23 protein-coding genes and 1 riboswitch are annotated in these 23274 nt (G+C 61.8%); of the genes, 9 read left to right on the top strand and 14 right to left on the bottom strand.

Translation table 11 applies throughout. From position 1 onward, the window contains the following. Positions 1-41: 41 nt before the first annotated feature. From Q0Z71_RS02260 to Q0Z71_RS02250, 3 genes are read right to left on the bottom strand one after another with little or no spacing between them, the layout of a single operon-like run. Complete coding sequence (locus Q0Z71_RS02260; protein ID WP_298017646.1) at positions 42-1463, bottom strand: amidophosphoribosyltransferase; 1422 nt, start codon at positions 1461-1463, stop codon at positions 42-44. A 45-nt stretch (positions 1464-1508) separates the two neighbouring features. Beyond that, positions 1509-2003 carry a 5-(carboxyamino)imidazole ribonucleotide mutase gene (purE, locus tag Q0Z71_RS02255; RefSeq protein WP_298017641.1) on the bottom strand — a complete coding sequence of 165 codons (495 nt, stop codon included), beginning with the start codon at positions 2001-2003 and terminating at the stop codon, positions 1509-1511. Positions 2004-2018: 15 nt separating this feature from the next. Then, on the bottom strand, positions 2019-2744 hold the full coding sequence (locus Q0Z71_RS02250; protein WP_298017637.1) for a GntR family transcriptional regulator: 726 nt from the start codon (positions 2742-2744) through the stop codon (positions 2019-2021). A gap of 269 nt (positions 2745-3013) precedes the next feature. On the opposite strand from Q0Z71_RS02250, the gene Q0Z71_RS02245 reads away from it, so the two are divergent. The 3 genes from Q0Z71_RS02245 (at position 3014) to Q0Z71_RS02235 (ending at position 5485) form a co-directional block, all read left to right on the top strand. Then, complete coding sequence (locus Q0Z71_RS02245) at positions 3014-3526, top strand: shikimate kinase (protein WP_298017635.1); 513 nt, start codon at positions 3014-3016, stop codon at positions 3524-3526. Between the two features lie 234 nt (positions 3527-3760). Then, complete coding sequence (locus tag Q0Z71_RS02240) at positions 3761-4654, top strand: S-layer homology domain-containing protein (protein WP_298017631.1); 894 nt, start codon at positions 3761-3763, stop codon at positions 4652-4654. Positions 4655-4750: 96 nt separating this feature from the next. After that, positions 4751-5485 carry a MerR family transcriptional regulator gene (locus Q0Z71_RS02235; protein WP_298017629.1) on the top strand — a complete coding sequence of 245 codons (735 nt, stop codon included), beginning with the start codon at positions 4751-4753 and terminating at the stop codon, positions 5483-5485. A 154-nt stretch (positions 5486-5639) separates the two neighbouring features. Here Q0Z71_RS02235 and Q0Z71_RS02230 read toward each other — a convergent pair whose 3' ends face one another. From Q0Z71_RS02230 to Q0Z71_RS02220, 3 genes are all read right to left on the bottom strand, one after another. Beyond that, positions 5640-6380, bottom strand: coding sequence for an amino acid ABC transporter ATP-binding protein (locus tag Q0Z71_RS02230; RefSeq protein WP_298017625.1), 741 nt, complete (start codon positions 6378-6380; stop codon positions 5640-5642). 1 nt (position 6381) lies between these two features. Next, a complete protein-coding gene (locus Q0Z71_RS02225; RefSeq protein ID WP_298017623.1) occupies positions 6382-7260 on the bottom strand; it encodes an amino acid ABC transporter permease in 879 nt (292 codons plus the stop codon). 100 nt (positions 7261-7360) lie between these two features. Continuing rightward, complete coding sequence (locus tag Q0Z71_RS02220) at positions 7361-8275, bottom strand: transporter substrate-binding domain-containing protein (RefSeq protein WP_298017620.1); 915 nt, start codon at positions 8273-8275, stop codon at positions 7361-7363. A gap of 128 nt (positions 8276-8403) precedes the next feature. Next, a riboswitch (Lysine riboswitch) is annotated at positions 8404-8575 on the bottom strand. 174 nt (positions 8576-8749) lie between these two features. On the opposite strand from Q0Z71_RS02220, the gene Q0Z71_RS02215 reads away from it, so the two are divergent. After that, complete coding sequence (locus Q0Z71_RS02215; RefSeq protein WP_298017617.1) at positions 8750-9283, top strand: phosphatase PAP2 family protein; 534 nt, start codon at positions 8750-8752, stop codon at positions 9281-9283. Positions 9284-9305: 22 nt separating this feature from the next. Here the strand turns inward: Q0Z71_RS02215 and Q0Z71_RS02210 are convergent, their stop codons facing one another. The 6 genes from Q0Z71_RS02210 to Q0Z71_RS02185 form a co-directional block, all read right to left on the bottom strand. Beyond that, positions 9306-10931, bottom strand: coding sequence for a hypothetical protein (locus tag Q0Z71_RS02210; RefSeq protein WP_298017614.1), 1626 nt, complete (start codon positions 10929-10931; stop codon positions 9306-9308). Then, positions 10928-11488 carry an RNA polymerase sigma factor gene (locus Q0Z71_RS02205; protein WP_298017612.1) on the bottom strand — a complete coding sequence of 187 codons (561 nt, stop codon included), beginning with the start codon at positions 11486-11488 and terminating at the stop codon, positions 10928-10930. The genes Q0Z71_RS02210 and Q0Z71_RS02205 overlap by 4 nt, the downstream gene beginning before the upstream one ends. A gap of 109 nt (positions 11489-11597) precedes the next feature. Beyond that, on the bottom strand, positions 11598-13121 hold the full coding sequence (locus Q0Z71_RS02200) for a glycine betaine ABC transporter substrate-binding protein (RefSeq protein ID WP_298017610.1): 1524 nt from the start codon (positions 13119-13121) through the stop codon (positions 11598-11600). Continuing rightward, positions 13118-13759, bottom strand: coding sequence for an ABC transporter permease (locus Q0Z71_RS02195; RefSeq protein ID WP_298017607.1), 642 nt, complete (start codon positions 13757-13759; stop codon positions 13118-13120). The genes Q0Z71_RS02200 and Q0Z71_RS02195 overlap by 4 nt, the downstream gene beginning before the upstream one ends. Further along, positions 13756-14868, bottom strand: a complete 1113-nt coding sequence (locus tag Q0Z71_RS02190; protein ID WP_298017605.1) for an ABC transporter ATP-binding protein — start codon at positions 14866-14868, stop codon at positions 13756-13758. Before Q0Z71_RS02190 ends, Q0Z71_RS02195 begins: the two co-directional genes overlap by 4 nt. Then, complete coding sequence (locus tag Q0Z71_RS02185) at positions 14855-15502, bottom strand: TrkA C-terminal domain-containing protein (RefSeq protein ID WP_298017603.1); 648 nt, start codon at positions 15500-15502, stop codon at positions 14855-14857. The genes Q0Z71_RS02190 and Q0Z71_RS02185 overlap by 14 nt, the downstream gene beginning before the upstream one ends. A gap of 252 nt (positions 15503-15754) precedes the next feature. On the opposite strand from Q0Z71_RS02185, the gene Q0Z71_RS02180 reads away from it, so the two are divergent. Together Q0Z71_RS02180 and Q0Z71_RS02175 are read left to right on the top strand one after the other, a co-directional pair. Further along, complete coding sequence (locus Q0Z71_RS02180) at positions 15755-16126, top strand: helix-turn-helix transcriptional regulator (RefSeq protein WP_298017599.1); 372 nt, start codon at positions 15755-15757, stop codon at positions 16124-16126. Positions 16127-16335: 209 nt separating this feature from the next. Beyond that, on the top strand, positions 16336-17001 hold the full coding sequence (locus Q0Z71_RS02175; protein WP_298017596.1) for a nitroreductase family protein: 666 nt from the start codon (positions 16336-16338) through the stop codon (positions 16999-17001). Positions 17002-17114: 113 nt separating this feature from the next. Here the strand turns inward: Q0Z71_RS02175 and serC are convergent, their stop codons facing one another. Next, positions 17115-18206, bottom strand: a complete 1092-nt coding sequence (gene serC, locus Q0Z71_RS02170; RefSeq protein WP_363316665.1) for a 3-phosphoserine/phosphohydroxythreonine transaminase — start codon at positions 18204-18206, stop codon at positions 17115-17117. A gap of 249 nt (positions 18207-18455) precedes the next feature. Between serC and Q0Z71_RS02165 the strand changes: the two genes are divergently transcribed. From Q0Z71_RS02165 to Q0Z71_RS02155, 3 genes are all read left to right on the top strand, one after another. Continuing rightward, positions 18456-19292, top strand: a complete 837-nt coding sequence (locus Q0Z71_RS02165) for a hypothetical protein (protein WP_298017594.1) — start codon at positions 18456-18458, stop codon at positions 19290-19292. A gap of 65 nt (positions 19293-19357) precedes the next feature. After that, on the top strand, positions 19358-20650 hold the full coding sequence (locus Q0Z71_RS02160) for a chloride channel protein (protein WP_298017804.1): 1293 nt from the start codon (positions 19358-19360) through the stop codon (positions 20648-20650). Positions 20651-20726: 76 nt separating this feature from the next. Beyond that, entirely contained in the window at positions 20727-20903 is a 177-nt protein-coding gene (locus Q0Z71_RS02155; RefSeq protein WP_298017592.1) for a DUF6774 domain-containing protein, read from the top strand. An 82-nt stretch (positions 20904-20985) separates the two neighbouring features. Here Q0Z71_RS02155 and csaB read toward each other — a convergent pair whose 3' ends face one another. Next, a complete protein-coding gene (gene csaB, locus Q0Z71_RS02150) occupies positions 20986-23214 on the bottom strand; it encodes a polysaccharide pyruvyl transferase CsaB (RefSeq protein WP_298017589.1) in 2229 nt (742 codons plus the stop codon). Positions 23215-23274 lie beyond the last annotated feature (60 nt).

The raw sequence follows: 23274 nt of genomic DNA, 5'->3' as shown, positions 1-23274 counted from the left end.
ATTTTACAGTTTTTGAAAATCAAAGATCCTGAGATCAGGGATCATTCCTTGCCGTTCCAGCAATAGGTGCAGATCTTGTCTTTGTCGATGCCGATGGCCTCCAGCAGGCCGTCCAGGGACTGGTAGCCCAGGGAGTCAAAGCCCAGCTGCTTGCAGATGGTGCTCAGCAGGCACTGGCCCCGCTGGGTCTTGGCGTCGGCGTATTCGTCCAGGTGCTGCTGCCCCTCGTCGCCCTCCAGGTCCTGGATGGTGCGGCGGGCCAGCAGCTCCATGTCGGAGTTGCTGCGGGAGAAGTTCAGATATTTGCAGCCGTACATGATGGGCGGGCAGGCGGAGCGCATATGGACCTCCGCGGCGCCGCTGTCGTACAGGAATTCCACCGTCTCCCGCAGCTGGGTGCCCCGGACGATGGAGTCGTCCACAAACAGCAGCTTCTTGCCCTCGATCAGCTCGGGAACGGGGATCTGCTTCATCTTGGCAACCTGATTCCGCACGTCCTGATTGGCGGGCATGAAGGACCGGGGCCAGGTGGGGGTGTATTTCACGAAGGGCCGGGCGAAGGGCTTGCCGCTGCGGTTGGCAAAGCCGATGGCGTGGGGCAGGCCGGAGTCTGGCACGCCGGCCACAAAGTCCACCTTGGGCAGGTGGCCCTGGGCCACCTCGTCCCGGGCCATGATCTCACCGTTGCGGTAGCGCATGACCTCCACGTTGACGTCCTCATAGTTGGAGTTGGGATAGCCGTAGTAGGTCCAGAGGAAGGCGCAGATGCGCATCTTCTCCCCCGGGGGAGAGAGGGATTCCACACCCTCCGCCGTGACCCGCACGATCTCCTGGGGGCCAAGCTCATAGGCGGTCTGGTAGCCCAGCTTCTGATAGGCGAAGGACTCGAAGGAGACGCAGTGTCCCTCCTCGTTTTTGCCCACCAGCACCGGCAGCCGCCCCAGCTTGTCCCGGGCGGCGATGATGCCCTCCGGCGTCAGCAGCAGAATGGTGGCGGAGCCGTCGATGACCTCCTGGGCGTGGCGGATGCCCTCCACCAGGGAGTCCTTCTGGTTGATGAGCGCCGCCGTCAGTTCTGTGGAGTTCACCTTGCCGCTGCTCATGGCCATGAACTGGTGCCCGTGGTCGGAGAAATAGGTCTCCACCAGCGTCTCGGCGTTGTTGATGATGCCGACGGTGGTGATGGCGTACAGTCCCAGATGGGACCGGACCAGCAGGGGCTGGGGGTCCGTGTCGCTGATGCAGCCGATGCCGCTGCATCCGTGGAAGTCCGCCAGGTCGCTCTCAAATTTGGTGCGGAACGGCGTGTTTTCGATGTTGTGGATCTGCCGCTGGAAGCCGGTGGCAGGGTCATAGACCGCCATGCCGCCCCGGCGGGTGCCCAGGTGGGAGTGGTAGTCCACTCCGAAAAAGATATCCAGTACGCAATCCCGCTTGGAGATCGCTCCAAAAAAACCACCCATGGTCAAATTCTCCTGATCGATTTCATCAAATTTCTGCTGGGGGATTTACTGGGCCAGCTCCGCCTGGAGCCTGGCCTCCTTTTCCGCGATCTGCTTTGCCATATCCGCCCGGGCCGCGTCCAGTTTGGCGGCGAGGTCCGCGTCGGAGACGGCCAGGATCTGGGCCGCCAGCACAGCGGCGTTCTTGGCGCCGTTGATGGCGACTGTCGCCACGGGAATGCCGCTGGGCATCTGCACGGTGGCCAGCAGGGCGTCCAGCCCGTCCATGGCGCCGCCCTTCATGGGGATGCCGATGACGGGCAGGGTGGAGTTTCCGGCGAAGGCGCCGGCCAGATGGGCCGCCATGCCGGCGGCGCAGATCAGCACGCCGAAGCCGTTGGCCCGGGCGTTCCTGGCGAATTCCGCCGCCTGGACGGGGGTGCGGTGGGCGCTGAGGATATGGGCCTCATAGGGAATGCCGAAAGCGTCCAGCTGGGTGCAGGCGCCCTTGACAACGGGCCAGTCGCTGTCGCTGCCCATGATGATGGCTACTTTTTTCATCGTGCAATCTCCTTTTTATAGCTTTTTGCGCATGACCGTGTGCCGGAAGATGCCGTCCACAAAATATTCTGTGGAGCAGAACACCGGCTTGCCGTCAATGTCGAAGTCCACTTCCTCCATATTCAACAGGGGAGAGCCGGCAGGGACCTGAAGGATCTCCGACAGCGCGTCGTCGGCCACCACGGGCCGCAGGTCTGTCAGGTCCAGATAGGGATACACGCCGCAGAACTGCTGGAGGAAGTAAAAAACAGGGAGCTTGAGGTCCTTGATGGTATAATTGCCTTTTGCCAAAGCCTTTTCCACCACGTCCTCGCAGTAGATGGCGGGCCTGCCGTCGGCGGTGCAGAGGCGGGCGATGCGGATAATGGGGGTATCCACCGGGATCTGGAGCTGCTTGGAGACTTTTTCATCGGCAGCGCCCTCGGACACCCGGACGGAAGCCACCGCCGCCTCGTGGCCGCTCTGGCGGATCATGTCCAGGAACTCCACCTCGATATCCATGCGGGTCTGGACATTCAGCACGTGCCGGTTGATGATCGTCCCCACGCCGTGCCGGCGGGTGATGAAGCCCTCCCGCTCCAGAGAGGCCAGGATATCCCGCAGCTGTGTGCGGCTGATCCCCAGCTTTTCCGCCAGAACGCTCTCACGGGGGAGCCGCTCGCAGGAGGCGTATGCTCCGTCCTTCATGGCGGACAGCAACTGGACGCGGATCGTTTTGGACTGGGTAGGATGACTGCTCATTCCATTCACCTCGTTATTTGTTCGGACAATAGGTAATACCCATTTTTAAAGGTCGTACCTATTGTATCGAATTTGCGGCGGGCACGCAATTGGCAAATCTGACAGTTTGCGCCAGCCTTTTTGAAAAAGCCTTGTCTAGCCTTGCCGAGTGGGGGAAAATGGAGGCCCACGCTGTATTTTCGTGTAATTTAACGGTGGACACTTGTCCACGGCATGCTATAATATCCCCAGGAAAACGGCGGAAGCCGTGAACAGATAGGAAGGAATGTATGAAGAATATTATTCTGATCGGGATGCCCGGCACCGGAAAGAGCACGGTGGGAAAGGCATTGGCGAAGCGTCTGGACTATACCTTTGTGGACGCGGACGATGTGATCGTGGAGACCACCGGCAAGACCCTGCCGGAGATTTTGCGGACAGAGGGCCTGGATGCCTTTTTGAAGATCGAGGCCCGGGTGGGGGAGACCATGGACTGTGAAAACACCGTCATCGCCACCGGCGGCAGCATGGTCCTGTCGGATACCGCCATGGTGCATTTAAGGGAAAACGGCATCGCCGTCTGGCTGGAGACGCCGCTCTCCCAGATCACGGAGCGGATGCCGGAGGATCTGACGGACCGGGGCATCGCGGCGCCCCAGGGGATGACCATCCGGGAGATCTATGAGCAGCGGGAGCCGCTGTATGCCAAATACGCGGACCTGATCGTGGTGAGCCGGGACGGCGAGCACGACACCGCCCAACAGGTGGAGCAGGTCATGCGGACCGTGGGGATGCAGCTGTAAATGGAAAACCGGCCAATGGCGTGGAACAGTGCCCCGCAGGCGAAAGCCTGCGGGGCATTATCACGGCGGCACTTTATTGCCCCTGGGACGCCCGTACCGCAAGCTCCGGCGGATTTTTCCATGTGCCCGGCCCTTGTGCGGGGATGCGGTCAGCTTTTCATTGCAATCTTCTTTGAGAGGACGTATAATAAACACATAGAGCGAGAGAATCCAGGAAAGAGAGGGATATTGCCCATGAAAAAACGACTTTTCCGCCTGCTGGCCCTGACATTGTGCGCCTGCCTTCTGCTGGGGGCGGCGGCCCACGCCGCCGGTACGGAACCGGCTGTCACCCGGGGCCAGTTCATCCAACAGCTGTACGACGCGCACCAGGCGCGAAACGGGAACCGGAGCACGACGGACCCGGTGGTGTGGGCGGCCTCCCTGGGTGTGGTCCAGGGCTATGCCGACGGCAGCGTCCGGGCGGATGAAGCCATCACCCGGACCCAAATGGCGGTGATGCTGTACCGCTACGCCAGCATGACCAGTCTGAAAACGCTGATCCCCCGGGTCCTGCCGCCGGATATTCTGGACGGATATACGGACGCGGCGTCCGTGCCCGCATGGGCGGAGCAGCAGGTGCGCTGGGCGGTTTTCAAGGGACTGTGGTTTTCCGGCAGCGCCACGCGGCTGGGCCTTGGGGACAAGGTGACCCGGGCGGAGTGTGAGACCGCCGTCATGGCGGTCTATTTCGGCGGTTCCGAACTGGAGACGGACTGGGACAACTACAATATGGCGGCTGACGCCAAGCTGACCGTGGATTCCTATTCTGCGGACAAGGTGGCAATCAGCCTCCAAAACAGCGGAGCGGAGTGGCTGAACTGCGAGGAGGACCTCCGCCTGTTCCGGAAGGTCAACGGCGGCTGGTATCTGCTCAACTTCCATGAGATCGACCAGACCACCGGATATATCGCCCGGCCCGGCACCAGCAAGACTTGGGAACGGACATTTTGGAGCGGTATACAGGTATCTCTGCCCGCAGGGGAGTACCGGGCTGCCCAGAGGACCCAGCGGGCCCTCACGCCATACAGCAGCAGCGTGTACCGTACGGAGTGCCGCCTGTCGGCGGATTTCACGATCACGGAATAACGCAAAGATCGTCCGGCACTGCCGGACGATTTTTTTAAAATACCCCTTGACTCTGACGCTGCGTCATAGATTACACTTCAAAATGAGGTGAGGCACATGAGACTGTCCATCAGCGAGATGGCAAAGCTGACCGGGGTGAGTATACGCACCCTGCACTACTACGACCAGATCGGGCTTCTCTGTCCGGAAACAGCGGCGGATTCCGGCTACCGCTGGTATGGGAGGGCCGATGTGGAGCGGATGCAGCAGATCTTGTTTTACCGGGAGCTGGATTTTCCGCTGAAGGACATTCAAATGATCTTGTCCGACCCTCACTACGACAGGCAAGAGGCCCTCCGGCGCCAGCGGCATCTGCTCCAATTGAAGCGGGAGCGTCTGGACCGCCTGCTGGAATTGCTGGAGGCCAATCTGAAAGGAGAACAGACCATGGAATTCAAGGGATTTGACGCCGCGGAGCTGGAAGCGGCCCGCAGGCAGTACGCGGGCGAGGCCAAAGCGCGCTGGGGCGGCACGGAAGCCTGGCGCCAGAGCCAGGAGCGGATGGCAAGCTGCGGCAGCGCCGGGCTTGCCGCCCAGGCGGAGGGGATGAATGAGATCTTCCGCCGGGCCGCCGCCCTGCGGAACGGGGACCCGGCGTCCCCGGAGGCCCAGGCGCTGGTGCGGGAGTGGCAGGCCTTCATCAGCACCCACTACTACGACTGCACCAGGGAGATCCTGGCCGGCCTGGGGCAGATGTACACCGGGGACGAGCGGTTTCAAAAGAATCTGGACCAGTTTGGAGAGGGAACGGCGGCGTTTCTCTCCGCCGCCATCGCGGAATACACAAAGTGATGAAAAGAGGACTCTGCATAGCAGGGTCCTCTTTTCTTGGAAATTTGTAAAAAACAGTTTGCCTGGAAGGGTAGACGGGAGACAGCAGCAGGAAAAAGCCGGCAGGCGGATGATTTGATATCCGCCTGCCGGCTTGATAGATATTGATACTGATTTAGTTGCTCCGGAATCGGGAGAGAAAATCCCTGGTTTCCTGCCGCTGGGGGTTCCCGAACACCTCTTCGGGGGAGCCCTGCTCGCAGATGACGCCCTGGTTCATGTAGACCACATGGCTGCTCACATCCCGGGCAAAGGCCATCTCATGGGTCACCACCAGCATGGTCATGCCCTCCTGGGCCAGGGCCTGCATGACATTCAGCACCTCGCCCACCATCTCGGGGTCCAGGGCGGAGGTGGGCTCGTCGAACAGCAGGACCTCCGGGTCCATGGCCAAGGCGCGGGCGATGGCCACCCGCTGCTTCTGGCCGCCGGAGATCTGCCGGGGCTTGGCGTTGATATAGGGGGCCATGCCCACCTTTTCCAGATAGTTCATAGCCCGCTTCCGGGCGTCCTCTCTGTTCTTTTTCAGAACCTTCACCTGGCCCACGATGCAGTTTTCCAGCACCGTCATGTTGTTGAACAGGTTGAAGGACTGAAACACCATGCCCACATGGGAGCGGTAGGCGGCGGCGTTGACGCCCCGGCCCGCCACATTTTCCCCATGGTAGAGGATCTCACCGCTAGTGGGGGTCTCCAGCAGGTTGATGCACCGCAGCAGGGTGCTCTTGCCGGAGCCGGAGGCGCCGATGATGCTGGTCACGTCGCCTTTTTCCACGGTGAAGTCAATGTCCCGCAGCACCAGGTTGGAGCCGAAGGATTTGGACAGATGGTTGATCTGTAAAATCATTTCTCCCATATCAGCGCTCTCCTCTCGTCCGGCCGTGCTTCAGACCCTGCTGGACCCGGCCCCGGTACTCCTTGCTCTGCTCGTCAAAGGGCGTGCCCCGGTCAGGGTGGCTGTACGTCCCGGCGGTCATGGTCAGGGGGTCCACCTGCACCAGCTCATAGCTGCTGTCGCCGTCCAGCTTTTTCTCCACCCAGCGCAGCAGGAAGGAGGCGATCAGCGTCATAGTGAGATAGCCCGCCATCTCCACCGTGGCGGAGGGGAAGTAGAGGTAGCTGGCGCCCACAGCCGCCCGGTGGGCGGAGAAGAAGTCGGGGAAGCCGATGATGAACATCACGGAGGTATCCTTCACATTGATGATGAAGTTGTTGCCGATCTGGGGCATGATATTCCGCAGGGCCTGGGGCAGGATCACGTTCAGCATGGTCTGGACATGGGTCATGCCGATGGCCTTGGCGCCCTCGGTCTGGCCGGGATCGATGGAGATGATGCCGCCCCGGACGGACTCCGCCATGTAAGCGCCGGTGTTGATGGACACCACCAGGATGGCGGCTGCCCAGATGCTGCTGAACTTCACCACATTGTCGGTGAAATAGGGCAGGCCGTAGTACACGAACACCGCCTGCAGCACCATGGGGGTGCCGCGGAAGACCTCCACATAGACCCGGACGACGACCCGGATCAGTTTCAGGAAAAAACGCTTGACGAGGGGGTCCTTCTTGGTATAGGGAATGGTGTTCAGCACGCCGCAGACAAAGCCGATGACACAGCCGATGGCGGTGGCCACCAGGGCCAGGACCAGAGTGTTGCGGATGCCCGGCAGGTAGTGGGAGACGCCGTACTTGGACCACAGCTTGACGATGTCGGCGAAAAGCTGGGAAAACTTCTCCATGGAGCAGGCTCCTTTCCTTCGTTGGATTCAGAAAAATCAGGGGACAAGGCGAGAGGACACCGGGTCCTCTCGCCTTGGGGAGATCACGGGGAGATCAGGATCACTCGCTCAGGGGCTGGATGGAGATGGCCTCTTCCATCATGCCGTTGAAGTCGTCAACGGTCATGGCGGACAGGACGCTGTCGATGCTCTCCTTCAGCGCGGTGTTGCCCTTCATGAGGGAGACGCCGATGTTGACGTTCTCGGCCCGGACCTCTTCGGAGAACTGGAAGTCGCCGTCAGTGCCGGAGAAGTCCAGGATCTTCATGTCGGGATAGGCGGCCACGGCGCCCTGGGCGGTGGGCATGTCGGTGCAGATGAAGTCCACGGTGTCGGTCTCCAGAGCCATCAGCATGGCGGGAGCGGTCTCCGCGGCGGTCTGAACGTCAGCGCCCTCGATCTGGGGCAGGCACTGGTCATACCAGATGGTGGCGATCTGGGCGGTGCAGGAGCCGCCAGCCAGGTCCGCGATGGAGGCGGCGTTGGCAAACTCGCTGTCGGCCTTGGTGACACAGACGATGGTGGCGTAGAAGTAGGGGCCGGCGAAGTCCACCTGCTCGGCGCGCTCGGCGGTCATGGACTGACCGGCGATGACGGCGTCAAAGGTGCCGGTCTGGACGCCGGGGACCAGGGAGTCCCAGTCGGACTGGATGACCTCCAGCTCCCAGCCGTTGGCCTCGCAGATCTTCTTGGCGATCATCACGTCATAGCCGTTGGCATAGGAGCCGGGGACGTTGGAGATGGGCACGGCGCCGTTGGAGTCGTCACTCTGGGCCCAGTTGTAGGGGGCGTAGGCGCACTCCATGGCGATGGTCAGCACGCCGTCCTCCACGCCGGAGGGCACGGCGTTGGCGTCGGTCTCGGTTTGGGCGGGAGTGTCGGTGTTGGCCTCGGGAGCGGGGTCCTCGGAGCCGCCGCAGGCGGCCAGGGACAGGGTCATGGCCAAAGCCATGAGCAGAGACAGGAACTTCTTCATTGCGGATCACCTTTCCAAAAATGATTTTCCGGCGCATCCATCCCGCGCCGGGCGGATAAAAATTGGACCGCTTTGTCAAGCGGTCCATGGAATATCCGGAAAGGCGCCCACAGGGGCGGGGTCCGACAGCCATTGATAGCGCTTCACAAAGTTTTTGTGACAGTCCGACAGATGTTCTCTGTCGACCCAGCGGCGAAAAGCCAGGCAGCTTCCCGCGCTTCGGCGGTGTTCCCTTTCTCCAACGGCGGCTGCCTGGCCTTGCCGGAGGGTACTGATGAATACCGCGCCTCTATCTAAGCGATTCAATTTTGACCGTATCCTACCACGCTTCCGGGAAGCTGTCAACCGCTTTTCCGAAGAAAGTGCCAAAATTTGTGCATATCCTTAAAAAATTTTCCATAGATTCCGAAGAGAACTATGATATAATGATATAGTAATGACATCTCAAGCATTTGGACAGAAAGGAGAATGCCTATGCAGGCCGCGGAGCTTGCCGTCCTGGACTGGATACAGCTCCATCTGCGCTGCGGAGCGCTGGACGCTGTGCTGCCGCTCATCAGCTGGACCTGCAACCATGGGGAGCTGTGGATCCTGCTGGCGGCGGTCCTGCTGGCCGTAAAAAGATACCGCCGGACGGGCGCGGCTGTCTCCTGCGCGCTGGTGCTGGATCTGATCAGCTGCAACATGGTATTGAAGCCCCTGATCGGCCGCATCCGGCCCTTTGCCGTGAACACGGCCATCGAGCTGCTGGCGGCGCCGCCGCTGGACGCCTCGTTTCCCTCGGGCCATACGGCGGCCTCCTTTGCCGCGGTATTTGCCCTGAAAACGGCGGGCAGTCCCCTGTGGAGACCCGCCCTGGCGGTGGCGGTGGTGATGGCCTTTTCACGGCTGTACCTGTATGTCCACTGGCCCACCGATGTGCTGGGCGGAGCCCTGCTGGGGGCCGCCTGCGGCTGGGCGGGGGCCAAAATTGTGGAAAAAGCCGCAAAAAGACGTGCGGAGCCGTAAGGCTCCGCACGTTTCTGTTTGCCTATTCTTTTGGCCGGATCTCCAGATAATAGTGTTCCTCCGCAGGCGCCAAAGATACCTCCGTGACGCCGTTTTCCAGATCGAACCCCAGGTTTTGCTGGACAAGCTCGATGCCGTCCGTGTTGACAAGGGCGGCGGTCTGGGCGGTGAAATCCAAAGTGGAGCCCAGCTGCGTCACCATGTCATAGCCCTGGAGGCCCACGTTCTCCGAACCGGAACAGCCATAGTCAAAACTTGGCTCCTTCCACAGCTGGAATGTGATGTCAACGGAGCCGCCGGCGGGAACCGTGACAGGCAGCGACAGGTACAGGACCCGGGTGTGGCTCATGGTCTCGCCCACCATGTCGTCCAGCCGCCCGTCGGCGTAGCGGTCCGTCACATTCTCCCCGGACAGAACGCCGTACTGGACCATCAGCTCCGATACGGCCCGGCGGTATGTGGCAAAGGAGAGAACGTCGAAGGCATTGTCCTGATCCACAGCCCGGCTGTCGGTGTAGCTCCTCATGTTTTTCATGCACAGCGTATCCAGCACCTCATCCAGAGTGGTCTCCCGCCGGGTGACGGTGCAGGAGACCCCGTCGATTTCCCGGTCACAGCCGCCGTCCCCGTAGCCCGCCAGGGTGTACTCGCCGATGTCTCTGCCCAGCACCACCAGGCATTTGTATTCCGGCTCCGCCCGCATGCCGTCCGGCACGAAGTAGGAGAACTGCCGCCAACCGGTGTCCCAGTCCCAGCTGGAGCCGTTGAAGCCGTAGGTCAGCACGGTGGTCTGCTCCTGGTCGATGGTGAATTCCACGGCCTGGGTGGCGGCCTGATATTTCTCATGGGGAGCCTCGAAATCTGAAAATTCATACACCGTCACCGGGATGTCCAGCACCGGGGCGTCTCCCAGCGTCCGCGCCAGATAATCGCCGCTCTCCAGCAGGGACTTGTAGTCCGTCCAGTCGTCGGGATGGGCCAGATTCAGGGTGGTGCCGTCCAGCTCGTGGCCGCCCTTTCCGTCGGACCGCCAAACGCCCTGAAAGCCGCCGGCATAGGCCCCGGCCAGCAGCTCCGCCTCCACGGCCTCGCCGTTCACCGCCGCCGTAGGCAGCTCTGTTTCCAGCTGGGAGAACGACCCCGCGAAGGGATACAGCGCCGTCACGGTGATATCACTGTCCGTGGGATTGGTCAGGGTGTATCCGTCTGTCACGGCGGCGCCCCATTGCCGGGGGGAGCCGTCCTGATAGGTCCCTGCGGCAAAGTCCCAGGTGATGGCCCGCTCCGCCGTCAGCCCTGTGTCCGGCTCCACCGTGGTCAGGGGAAACACCGGCCCGGCGTAGGACATGAAGGTGGTGCCTTCCACAGACAGTGGCTCGTGATCTGTGACGGTGCCGCTCTGACCCTCGTCGGGTTCTGGGGAATGGTTGATGCCGCTACCGCCGGTGTTCGCGGCTCCGTCAGCGCCGCAGGTGCCCAGACGCTCCGCGAACTGCCAGCCCACGGCGCACACCACCGCCAGACATGCCGCGATGGCCGCATACCGCCGCCAGGGATGGCGCCGGGCAGCGGTTTTGGCTCCGGGGGCCGCCTCCTCGATCAGGCCGTCGTCCACCAGTCCCAAGATGCGGAATAACCGTTCGCTCATATGGATACCCCCTCCTGTTCCAGATAGGCCCGCAGGGCCTGCCGGGTGCGGTACAGGGAGGATTTCACCTTTCCCTGCCCGCAGCCCAGCTGCGCCGCGATCTCCCCCAGCTCCTGCCCGTACCAGTACCGCCGCAGGAAGATGATCCGGCTCTCCGCCGGGAGCTTCCGCAAAAACGCGCTGATGAGGGCCGCGATCTCCCGGTCCTCCAGTACGGTTTCCGTGCCGCGGGGCGCGGGGACGCAGGCGTCCAGCTCCCCCAGCAGGACCTCCATGCTGTCGCCGCCTCGCTTCTGGGTCCGGGCCTGCTTCCAGCGGTCCAGGGACAGGTTCCGGGCGATGCGGCCCAGCCAGGCCTGGAGGGCCGTGGGTCTGGCGGGCGGGATGGCGTTCCAGGTCCGCAGATAGGTGTCGTTGACGCATTCCTCCGCATCGCCGTGGCTGCGGAGGATATTCCAGGAGATGTTCCACAGGAACCCTCCGTATTTGCTGGCCGTCTCCGCGATGGCGCTTTGGTCCCGGCCCCAGTACAGGTCGATGATGGCGCTGTCCTCCATGATGATGCCTCCTCTCTTGCTCATATAGACGGGAAAAAACCGCGGAGGTTTCGCGTGTTTGAAAAAAATGAGCTTCGGAGAATGCTCCGAAGCCCATCGTATCAGGTTTTCAGCCGTTCAGCAATCCCCGGCTCACCAGGAATTCCCGGGCCACGTCGTCCACGGTACGGCCCATTACGTCCACCTGGTAGGTCATATCCACCATGTCCTCGTTGGCGATCTGACCCGCCAGCAGGTTCAGCACCTCCTCCAGTTCGGGCGCGGTCTGGGCGAACTTCTCAAACGTGTCCTCCCGGACCAGAAAGGCACCGTTGTAGTCCGGGAAGAAGTTCCGGTCGTCCTCCAGGACCTTCAGATTGGCCTTGCGGTTCAGGCCGTCGGTAGCGTAGACCTCGGTGACGTCAAAGCTGCCCTTTTCCGCGGCGGCGTATTTCAGGCTCACATCCACCGGAGAGGTGTCCTTGAAACGCAGGCCGTAGAACTCGGTGAAGGGGCCGTATTTCATGCTGCCCTCCAGGGTGAAGAACTCATGCTCCGCGCCGAACACCAGCTGGTCCGCCACCGGGACCAGGTCGCTGACGGTCTCCAGGCCGTACTGGTCGGCGATGGCCTGGGGCACCGCGATGGCGTAGGTGTTGTCAAAGCCCAGCTGGTCCAGCAGGCGGAGGCCGTACTGCTCTCCGGCTACCTGGTTGGCGTAGTCGTAAATGGAGGTGCCCTCCGGCACGTCGCTGGTATCCAGCTGCAAAAAGGTGGTCAGCAGGGTGCCGTCGTAGGAGATCATCAGGTCGCAGGTGTGACCGTCGCCGATGAGGGACTTGAAGTTGTTCACCTGGGACATCTGGTCCTGGATGGTGACGGTCAGGTCCGTCCGGTCCTCCACCAGCAGCTTGACCATGCGGTGCATGATCTGGGTCTCGCTGTAATCGCCGTCGTAGAGCAGCAGCTCATTTTCGCCGCCGCCCCTGCCCGTGCCGTAGGGCAGCAGGAGACAGAAGGCCAGGAGAATGGCCGCCACGGGGACCCACATCGTTTTGGAGCCGCCCCGGGATCTGCGCATCTGCTTTTCAAACCAGCCCATCAGCAGGTCCAGGATCACGGCGATGACCATCAGGGCGCCGGTGCCGGATAGGATAAGTCCCATATCCTGGATGCGGATGCCCCGGTTGATGATACCGCCCAATCCGCCGCCGCCCACGAAGGCCGCGAACACCGCGGTGCCGATGGCGTTGACCACGGCGATGCGGATGCCGGTGAATACGGTGGGGAAGGCCAGGGGGAACTCCACCATCAGCACCTGGTAGGGCTTGCTCATGCCCATGCCCCGGGCGGCCTCCTTCACGCCGGGGTCCACCTCCTGGAGACCCAGGCAGGTGTTCCGCACGATAGGGAGGAGGGAGTACAGGGTGATGCCGATGATGACAGTGGTCTTGCCTGCGCCGAGGAACACCATGATGATGCCCAGCAGTGCCAGGGAGGGAATGGTCTGCAAAAGATCCACCACCCGCAGGATCACGGCCCGGGCCTTGGGATAGACGTAGGACAAAATGCCCAGGGGCAGGCCGATGCAGATGGAGAGGATGCTGGCGGCCAGCACGATGAACAGGTGCTCAAAGACCAGTGACCAGGTCATCTGCCCACCCCCTTCCGCAGGCCCCGGGGCGTGACATGCTTCTGGAGCAGGTCGATCAGCGCGCCGATGACGATGGCGAGGATGGCGGCGGGGATAGCCCCCAGCAGGATCAGCGTGTTGTTGTTGGAGCTGGTGCCCTGGTACACGAAGTCGCCCAGCCCGCCCAGGCCGATCATGGCGGCCAGCACCGCCCAGGAGACGGTGTAGATGGCGGACATGCGGAGTCCGGCGATGATCGTAGGCATAGCCAGAGGGAGCTCCACCTTCATAAGCGTCTGGAACGGGGACATGCCGCAGCCCTTGGAGGCCTCCACATATTTTTCCTCCACGCCCAGGATGCCGGTGTAGGTGTTTTTCAGCACCGGGAACATGGCGTAGATGGAGAGGGCGGCGACCACCGTGGCGGGCACCATGCCCAGCCACAGAAACAGCAGGCCGATGAACACCAGACCGGGGATGGTCTGGAACACGGAGACCACAGGCAGGATCACGCCGGACCACTTGGGCACCCGGGAGAGCAGGACCCCCAGCACCAGTCCCAGCACAAAGCCAATGGCCACGGAGAGCAGCACATACCCCGTGTGGACGGCAATGGCCTTCGCCAGCATGGCGCCGTAAGTATCAAACAGCGTCCTCATTTGGAATCACCCCACAGATTCTCCGCCACAGAGCGGGCCACGCTGGTCTTGGTGACGATGCCCGCGATGGTGTCGTCCTCGTTGAGGACCACCACATAGTTGGCGCCGGAATCCAGCAGGTAGTCAAAGCTCTCCTTGGCGTCGTCGCCCACCCGGACGGTCCGGGCGGTCTGGCGGACGATGGGCTCGATGCTGGTCAGCTCCCGGCCCCAGCGGCGGATATCGCCGATGGAGATGGTGCCTACATACCGTTTTTCCCCGTCCGTCACCAGCAGGGAGTCCACGCTGCTGCGGGCCATGCGCTCGGCGCACTCCAGAACGCCCCGGTCCTTTTTGACGGTGACGGGATTGGTCCGCATAAAGTGCTCCACCGTGGAGGGCGCGGCGGCCTCCGGGGAGTGCTTGCCCAGGAAGGTGCGCACTTGGTCGGTGGCGGGATGCTCCAGCATCTCCTCGGGAGAGGCCATCTGGACCACTTCGCCGCCGGCCATGAAGATGATGGTGTCCGCCAGTTTGAGGGCCTCGTTCATATCATGGCTGACGAACACGATGGTCTTGTTCAGCTTCTGCTGGATGTTTTTCACCTCGTCCTGGAGGGTCTCCCGGGTCATGGGGTCCAGGGCGCTGAAGGGCTCATCCATCAGCACGATGGGGGGAGAGGCCGCCAGGGCCCGCAGCACGCCGATGCGCTGCTGCTGCCCGCCGGAGAGCTCCGAGGGATATTTGTCCGCGTACTGCTCCATGTTGACCAGCTTCAGCATCTCCCGGACGATCTCGCCGCACTTGGCCTTGTCGTATTTCAGCAGCTTCGGCACCACGCAGATGTTCTGGGACACCGTCATATTGGGGAACAGACCGATCTGCTGGATGACATAGCCGATGTGGCGGCGCAGCTCCACCTTGTCGGAGGAGCGGATATCCTGGCCGTCGATGGAGATGGTGCCGGAGTCGATGTCGATCAGACGGTTGATGGTTTTCAGGGTGGTGGTCTTTCCGCAGCCGGAGGGACCGATCAGGACCACGAACTGCCCGTCTGGAATGGTGAAGTTCAGGTCCTTGAGGATGGGCGTTTTGCCATAGCTTTTTGAGACATGTTCAAATTGGATCAATGGAAACCTCCTTTACTGACAGCAGGCGTTGGGCGGCCTCCGCGGCGGCAGGACTGCCCACTAGAACGATGATGTCCCCGGCGTACAGTTCCGCGTAGGGGCCGGGGGACAGGATGACGGTCTGGCCCCGCCGGATGGCTACGATGGTGCCGCCGGTGGACTGCCAGAATTTTAAAGCCCCAATGCTTTTCCCGGTGCAGGGGGAGTCCTTGGGGACAGGGACCTCATAGTTGGGAAGGGGCTCGCCTGCGGCGGCGAAGGTGTCCCGGCTCTTGACCAGGGCTTTCACGGTCTCCGCCATACGCCGGTGAAGGGCGTCATACTCCTCCATCTGCTCCCGCAGCTGCGCCCGAAGGGCGCGGACGTCGGCATTTTCCTCAAAGTTTTCAATGTACCGCCGGGCACTGTCGGCGGAGAGGACCATGGCCCCGCTCTGGGGCTTCACCTCAACCACCTTCATGTCCGCCAGCAGCCGCAGGGCCCGCCGGATGGTCTCCGGCGACACATTGTATTCCGACGCCATCACGGACCTGCCGTAGATGCGGCTGCCCTCCGGGAGATCGCCTTTGGCGATGCGGCTGGCCAGGTCCAGGGCGATTTGCAGATATTGAGACGGAACGACCGTCTGCCTCATGGGGGAACACCACCTTATCGTTGAATATAGCTATTATACACTGACAACTTTAAAAAGTAAATAGATGTGGCAGTTAAAAAATCGTGAAAAAATTAAAAAAAGCTGCAAAAAATGGGAAATCAGCCATGTATAGGCTAAAAATGTACTAGAAAATGGAAGCGAGGCGGGCGGCTCGATTTTCTTTCCCAATATGCCAAAGAGAAGGAGCTGTGGTATAATGGTCCCAAGCTTTTGACCAAGGAGGGAGAGCAGATGGAAGCATGCGCGGAGTGTGTGGAGATGCGGACAGCGCTGGCGGAGGAATTCCGAGGGCTGCAAGGGCTGTTCGCGGCGCTGGGTGACGAGACAAGGCAGAGGGTCTTTCTGGCGCTGCTGGAGAGCGAGCAGGTGGGCCTGCGGGCGAAAGAGCTGGCGGAGCGGACGCACCTCAGCCGTCCGGCGGTGTCCCGCCATCTGCGCGTCCTGCGGGAGGCGGGCGCTGTCCGTATGCACAGGGAGGGGGCCCGGAACTACTACTATCCCAACGCGGACACGGAGCAGTGGGAAAAACTGCGGACCCTGGCGGAGCACATCTGCGCGGTGATACGCAGCGCTGCCGACACGGGCTATAGTCGGCACAGTTGAAAAGAATCCTTTGGATTCTTTTCCGTGCAATGCTGCTGTGCAGCGCTGCAGGCTGCGTATGCGGCCCTCTGTGCCTGACTTCATAGGAAACGCACGCGCGCCTTGCGCGCCGGCGGACCATTGGTCCGCCGGTTGAAAAGGAGCACAAGCTCTTTTTCAACTGCGCTGACTATATCCACATTTATTAGATTAGAGGAGGAGTGACGGATATGGAAGTATTGGAAGCCATCAGACGCCGCCATGCGGTGCGGCAGTATACGGACCGCCCCATCCCGGCGGAGGTCCTGGCGGAATTGCGGGAGGAGACCGCTGCCTGCAGCCGGGAGGGCGGCCTGCACATAGAGCTGGCGGCAGATGAGCCTGAGGCATTTCAGGGGATCATGGCCCACTACGGCAAATTCAGAGGCGTGCGGAATTACCTGGCGCTGGTCGGCCCCAAAGGACCGGAGCTGGACGAAAAGATCGGCTATTACGGAGAGCGCCTGGTGCTGAAAGCCGCGCAGCTTGGGCTGGACAGCTGCTGGGTGGCGCTGACCTTCCGAAGGGGAAAATGCCGCTGTACCGTGGCGCCTGGGGAGAAGCTGGTCTGCGTCATCGCGCTGGGATACGGCACGACCCACGGCGTCCCCCATAAAAGCAAGCCCATGGAGGCGCTCTGCCGGGTGGATGGAGATATGCCCGCTTGGTTCCGCGCGGGGATGGAGGCGGCCCTCCTGGCCCCCACCGCCGTGAACCAGCAGAAATTCCGGCTGACCCTGGATGGAAATTCCGTCCGGGCGGACGCCGCCGGAGGCCCTTATTCCAGAGTGGATCTGGGGATCGTAAAATACCATTTTGAAATAGGAGCGGGCAGAGACCATTTTACCTGGAAATAAAGAAAAAAGAGCGCGAAAACGCTCCTTTTTGTGCGGCCCTGTGCATTCGGCGGCTGGGGACGCAAAAAAGGCCCGGCACATCTGTGCCGGGCCTTGCTGTTATCGGAAGATGATCAGGCGTGCTCCTGCTCGTATTTTTTCAAAAACGCCACCAGCGCCTCCACACCCTCTTTGGGCATGGCATTGTAGATGGAGGCCCGCAGGCCGCCCACGCTCTTGTGGCCCTTCAGGTTGTCGAAGCCCGCGGCCTTGCTGGCTGCCACCACGTCGGCATCCTGCTCCTTGGAGGGGGTGACGAAGGGCACGTTCATCAGGGAGCGGTCCTCCCTGCGAACGGCTCCAGTGAAGAACTTGCTCTGGTCCAGGAAGTCATACAGGATCTGGGCCTTCTCCTGATTCCGCTCCGCCATGGCCTCCAGACCGCCGTGGTTCAACAGGTATTTGAACACCTTGCCGCAGCAGTAGATGGCCCAGCAGTTGGGGGTATTGTACAGGGAGTCGGCGTCGGCATGGGTCTTGTAGTTCAGATAGGTGGGGACGAAGGCGGGCAGATCATCCCGCAGCAGGTCCTCCCGGACGATGACGATGGACATGCCGGCGGGCCCCACGTTTTTCTGCACACCGCCCCAGATCAGGCCGTAATCCGCCACATTGCAGGGGCGGGAGAGGAACATGGAGGACTGGTCGGCCACCAGGAGCTTACCCTTGGTGTTGGGCAGCTTGTGCCAGGTGGTGCCGTTGATGGTCTCGTTCTCGCAGATATACACGTAATCCGCGTTCTCCGGGATGTCCAGGTGGTCGCAGTCGGGAATGTAGGAGAAATTCTGGTCGGCGGAGGAGGCGACGATCTTCACCTCGCCGTACTTCTTGGCCTCCGCGATGGCCTTCTTGGACCAGGCACCGGTCTCCACATAGCAGGCCACGCCGTTTTTCATCAGGTTCATGGGCACCATGGCGAATTGGACCGTACCGCCGCCCTGGACGAACAGGACCTTGTAATTGTTGGGAATGCCCATCAGCTTCCGCAGGTCGGCCTCCGCCTCGTCCCGGATCTGCTGGAACACCTTGGAGCGGTGGCTCATCTCCATGACACACATGCCGCTGCCGCGGTAGTTCATCATCTCGGCGGCGATCTCCTCCAGGACCTCCTCCGGCATCATGGCGGGACCGGCGGAGAAATTATAGGTGCGGCCGTATTTCATCATACAAGACCCCTCTCATCTCATAAAATTTAGATTGCTTCCGTCCAGTATACGACAGCATTTGGAAAGAATCAACCGAAAATTCGCACGCATCCGACAGGTTGAACCGCAAAAAAGGTTATGCAAAATGACTGACGCGGAAAAAAAGCCGGATAGACATTGAAATTTTAGCAAAATTTTTATATAATACCTGTGTATGTGCACAGCGGAAGAAGAGCCTCCGCCAGTTTAGGAAAGAACGAGGAACTTGCTATGAGACCGGACGGAACCCGGGTCAAGAACCTGACACCCATTGTACAGGCCCTGCCGTACGTTATGCCAAAGCGGTTTGACGCCCAGAACTGGGCCAGCGATTTTGTGGATGAGGATATCATCAAGGGCTATATCCGCCAGAAGCGGCGGGAGGGCCGCCATGTGACCCACATGAGCGTGCTGGTGGCTGCCTATTACAAGGCGGCGCTGGAAAATCCCAAAGTGAATTATTTCATCATGAACCGCAAGGTATACAAGCGGAACCACTTCTGCTTCAGCTTTGTGATCCTGAAGACCCGGGCCGACGGCACGCCGGACGAGACCTCCCTGAAGGTCTTTCTGGACCCGGCGGACGATGTATTCACCATCAGCCAGAAGATCCAGGAGCACATAGACCGGAATCTGGAGGCGGTGCACAACAACACCACGGATAAATTCGCAAATATGGCCTTCTCCATTCCCGGACTTGCCCGGTTCGTGTTTTGGGCGGCCTATCATTTGGACCTCCACGGACTGCTGCCCCGGAAGATCATCGATCTGAGCCCCTTCCACACCAGCCTGTTCATCACGAACCTGGCCTCCATCAACACCCGGTTTATTTTCCACCACTGCTACGAGTTCGGCACCACCAGCGTGTTCATCTGCATGGGAAAGCCGGTGGTGAACCCCATGGCTCCCGCAGACAGCCGGAAGAAGCAGATGCCCCTGGGCGTGGTGATGGATGAGCGCATCGCCACGGGCATCGAGTATTCCCGTTTCTTTGCCGCCTTTGAGCGCTACCTGAAGGCGCCGGATCTGCTGGAAGGCCGCTTTGACGCCGCAACAGTGCAGGCATAAGGAGGCTTATGGACGTGGAAAACGAACACGGGAAACGCGCCTGGGCCTGGCTGAAGCACTGCGGGCTGTATGTCCAGGCGCTGGGAAAGTGGCTGATCCTGGCGGCCGTGACCGGCGTGCTCTGCGGCGTGATCGGCTCGCTGTTCCATATCGGCGTCCACGAGGCCACGGCTCTGCGGGACGCCCATCCCTGGCTTTTGTGGTGCCTGCCCCTGGCCGGCCTGGCCATTGTGGGCGTTTACAAGCTGTTCAGGACAGAGGGGCAGGGGACCAACGATATCATCGATGCGGTCCACCTCGGAAAAGAGCTCTCCATCTGGCTGCTGCCCTCGATTTTTCTGGGTACCGTGCTGACGCACCTGTGCGGCGGCTCCGCCGGACGGGAGGGCGCGGCTCTTCAGATGGGCGGCACCATCGGATACAACACCGGCAGGCTCTTCCACCTGGATGACCGGGACCTGCGCACCGCCACCATGGCGGGCATGGCGGCCTTTTTCTCCGCGCTGTTCGGCACGCCCCTGGCCGCGTCGGTGTTCGCCATCGTGGTCATCAGCATCGGTGTTTTGTACCATGCGGCCTTTATCCCCTGCCTGACCGCCGCCCTGGTGGCCTATGGCGTGTCGCTTTTGATGGGCGTGGAGCCCACCCGCTTTGCCGTGGAGATGCCGGAGCTGGAGGCGGGGCTGATGGTGCGGGTAGCGATCCTGGCGGCGCTGTGCGCGATGGTGTCCATTTTGTTCTGCAGCGTCATCCACTTCGCGGAGCACCAGATGAAAAAACGCCTGCCCAATCCCTGGCTCCGGGCGGTGGTGGGCGGCTTCGCCGTCATCGCCCTGACCTATCTCTGCGGCACCACGGATTACAACGGCGCGGGCATGGACGTGGTCACCGCCGCTGTGGAGCAGGGGACCGCCCATCCGGCGGCGTTCCTGCTGAAGCTGCTGTTTACCGCCGTGACACTGGCCGCTGGTTTCAAGGGCGGCGAGGTGGTGCCGTCCTTCTTCGTGGGGGCCACCTTCGGCTGCGTGGCCGGTCCGCTGCTGGGTATCCCCGCCGGCTTTGCGGCGGCGCTGGGCCTGGCGGCGGTGTTCTGCGGCGCCACCAACTGCCCGCTCACCTCGATCTTCCTGGCTGTGGAGCTGTTCGGGGATGGGGGACTGCTGTATTTTGCCCTGGCCTGCGGCATCAGCTACATGCTCTCCGGCTATAACGGCCTGTATTCCAGCCAAACCATCATGTATTCCAAGCTGAAGGCGCAGTACATCAATGTCCACACCAACGCCCACCATGCGGGAGCGCCCCACGCGGAGCCGCCGGTGGCGGGCAGCGTGAAGGACCGCACCGGCGCCCGGAAATGACCCTGCCTGGCCGCTCGTTCTGCCGGGGAAAGCGGCAAACCCGGAGGTTGCCGCATAGGATGGCAGGGGGGATGTCATGAAACGCTGTGAGTGTGACCCATTGGCCCTGACCACTGCCGTCAATACGCTGGCGGTGTCCATCGCCAGCCAGTTGAATGACCATGACCTGCATCTGGTGTCGGCGATCTTCAACCAGCTGGGAGAGACCCTGGAGACCATCTCCGTTCAGCGGGAGCGGTGCGGCCCGAGATGAGGGACGGCGGCGGGGCGCTCTGTATCAAGCGGATATTTTGAAAAGCCGGAGGCTGTCAACAGACCGCCTCCGGCTTTGTTCTTCATGCGTCCAGCAGCCTCCGGGCCGCTTCCACATTTCGCTGTTCCATCTCCTGGAGCCGTTCCACCGCGGCAGCCTGGGCCTCGGGATGGGCCGCCTTGGCGGCGGCCTGGTCGATCATCGCCTGAAGGCTTTCCGCTGTCAGGGCGTCCAGGTCCGTAAAGTTCTCCTGCCCGATGTACCGCAGGAAGGAGGACACCTTGGGATCATACACCACGCCCGCCAGGGGAATGCCCTGTCCGGCGGCGAAGATCAGCGCGTGGAGCCGCATGGACACCACTACCTCCATCCGGGAGAGGGCGCCGATGATGGTCCCGGCGCTTCCGGCGTCGTCCAGAAAATAGTGGGGGATATCGTCCAGCCCCTGGGCAGCCAGCTGTCCGGCGCCGGGGTCCAGGTGCTTTTCCACCGCCAGGAACACCGGCGTCAGGCCGTGGGTCTCGTAGGCGTACTGCGCCGCCGCGCCGAACAGGGGGGCCTTTTCCTCAAAGCCCTTCCAGCGCCGCAGGGCAAAGCAGAGATACCTGCCGTGGGGCGGAATGCCCGCCCGGAGCATCACACTGTCCGTCTTGGTGTCGGAGACCCTGCGCAGGGTCAGCGCCGGGTCGGCGGTGAGCAGGATCTCAGGCTTTGTGACACCCATGGCCTGCAGCTCCGCCTGGGAGTCCGGCTCCCGCAGGGTGATGATATCCACACTGCGGTTCAGCACCTTGGCCGCCAGCTTCCGGTGGTTCTCCCGGGTGACGGGGCCGATGCCGCAGCCGTACATCTGCACCTTGCAGCCGCACTTCTTGGCGCTTTGGATGTTGTGGAGGTAGTACCACAGGGAGCGGCGGGAGGTCACATCCTGGATCAGGCTGCCGCCGCCGTTGATATAGAGCTTGGCGCGGCGCATGGCCTTGTGCCAGGCGGGGATGTTCATGCGGCTGACGGAGGGGACGCGGTAGGTCAGCCGGGTGCTCTTGGGGTCCTTGCTGAGGACCAGCGCGGGCATGTCCGGGTCGATGGAACGCATCTCCTGTAAAATGGCCTCCAGGATGGCGTCGTCTCCGGCGTTGCCCCGGCCGTAGGCGCCGCAGATGACCACGCCGTCCCGGGCCGTCTTGGGACGGCTGTGGCGGCGGAGGATCTCCTCATAGATGTGCAGCTGGGTGTCCACCGTTTTTTGAATGGAGAACTGGGTGGACGCCTTTTCAAACAGCTTTTCCCCCATGCCGCGGCGCAGGGCGTCGTCACTGCCGAGAGCGGCCAGGTGCTGCCCCAATGCCTCCCAGTCTCCGGGGGCGAACAGATAGCCGTTCACGTCCTGGTCAATGAGATAGGGGATGCCGCCCACGGCAGTGGCCACGGTGGCCAGATGGAACCGGGTGCCCTCGGTCAGGGCGTAGGGGAAGGTCTCGGACAAGCTGGTGAGGGCGTTGATATCCAGGGCGGAATAGAAGCGGTCCATGCCGCCGCTGATCCATCCGGCGAAGGTGACCTGCTTTTCCACGCCCAGCTCGCGGGCCAAAGCGGCCAGCTTGTCCCGCTCCTCGCCGTCTCCGGCGATGACCAGCCGCAGGCGGGGACAGCGGGCATAGCCCGCGGCAAAGCCCCGGATCAGGGTGGACATATCCTTGACCGGGTTCAGCCGGGCGGCGATGCCCACCACCACGGAATCCTCATCCACATCGGCCCCCAGGCTCCGCAGATAGGGGAGGCGGTCCCCCTGGTCCGGGGCGGGGGTGAAGTCGATGCCGTTATAGATGGCGTAAAACCGGTCGGGTGCGAAGCCCCGGGAGATCAGCAGGTCCACCATGGCGTCGGACACGCCGATGCGGTAGTCCAGCTTCCGCAGCGCCCAGGCGTTGATGGTGCCGAAGGTCAGACGGCTGAGGGGACGGCCCATGTAGTCCAGCCTGTAGTCGCTGTGGACGGTGCTGACCACCGGCAGGCCGGTGACGCCCTGCAGCAAAGCGCCGATCATGTTGGCCCGGGCCCCGTGGCAGTGGATGAGCTGATAGCCGCCCTCCTGGATATAAGCGGCCAGCACCCGCCGGGTGCGGAGCACATGGTTGCCGCCGCAGATCATGGTGGGAATGCCCATCTGCCGGGCCTCCTCGGCAAAGGGACCGTCCCGGAAGCACACCAGCTGGGCGGTGATGGTCCGGTTCAGATCTTGCAGCAGGCTCAGCACATGGGTCTTGGCGCCGCCGGAGTCGCCGCCGCTGATAAGATGAATGACTTTCATGAAAAGACCTCACTTTTACGAAATACGAAAATGGTCTTGTGGAATCGCGGAAAATATTAT

The organism is uncultured Dysosmobacter sp. (assembly GCF_947631635.1).
Lineage (GTDB): Bacteria > Bacillota > Clostridia > Oscillospirales > Oscillospiraceae > Oscillibacter.
Note: the sequence above shows the minus strand (reverse complement) of the source record. Positions and strands in the feature narration are given on the sequence as shown.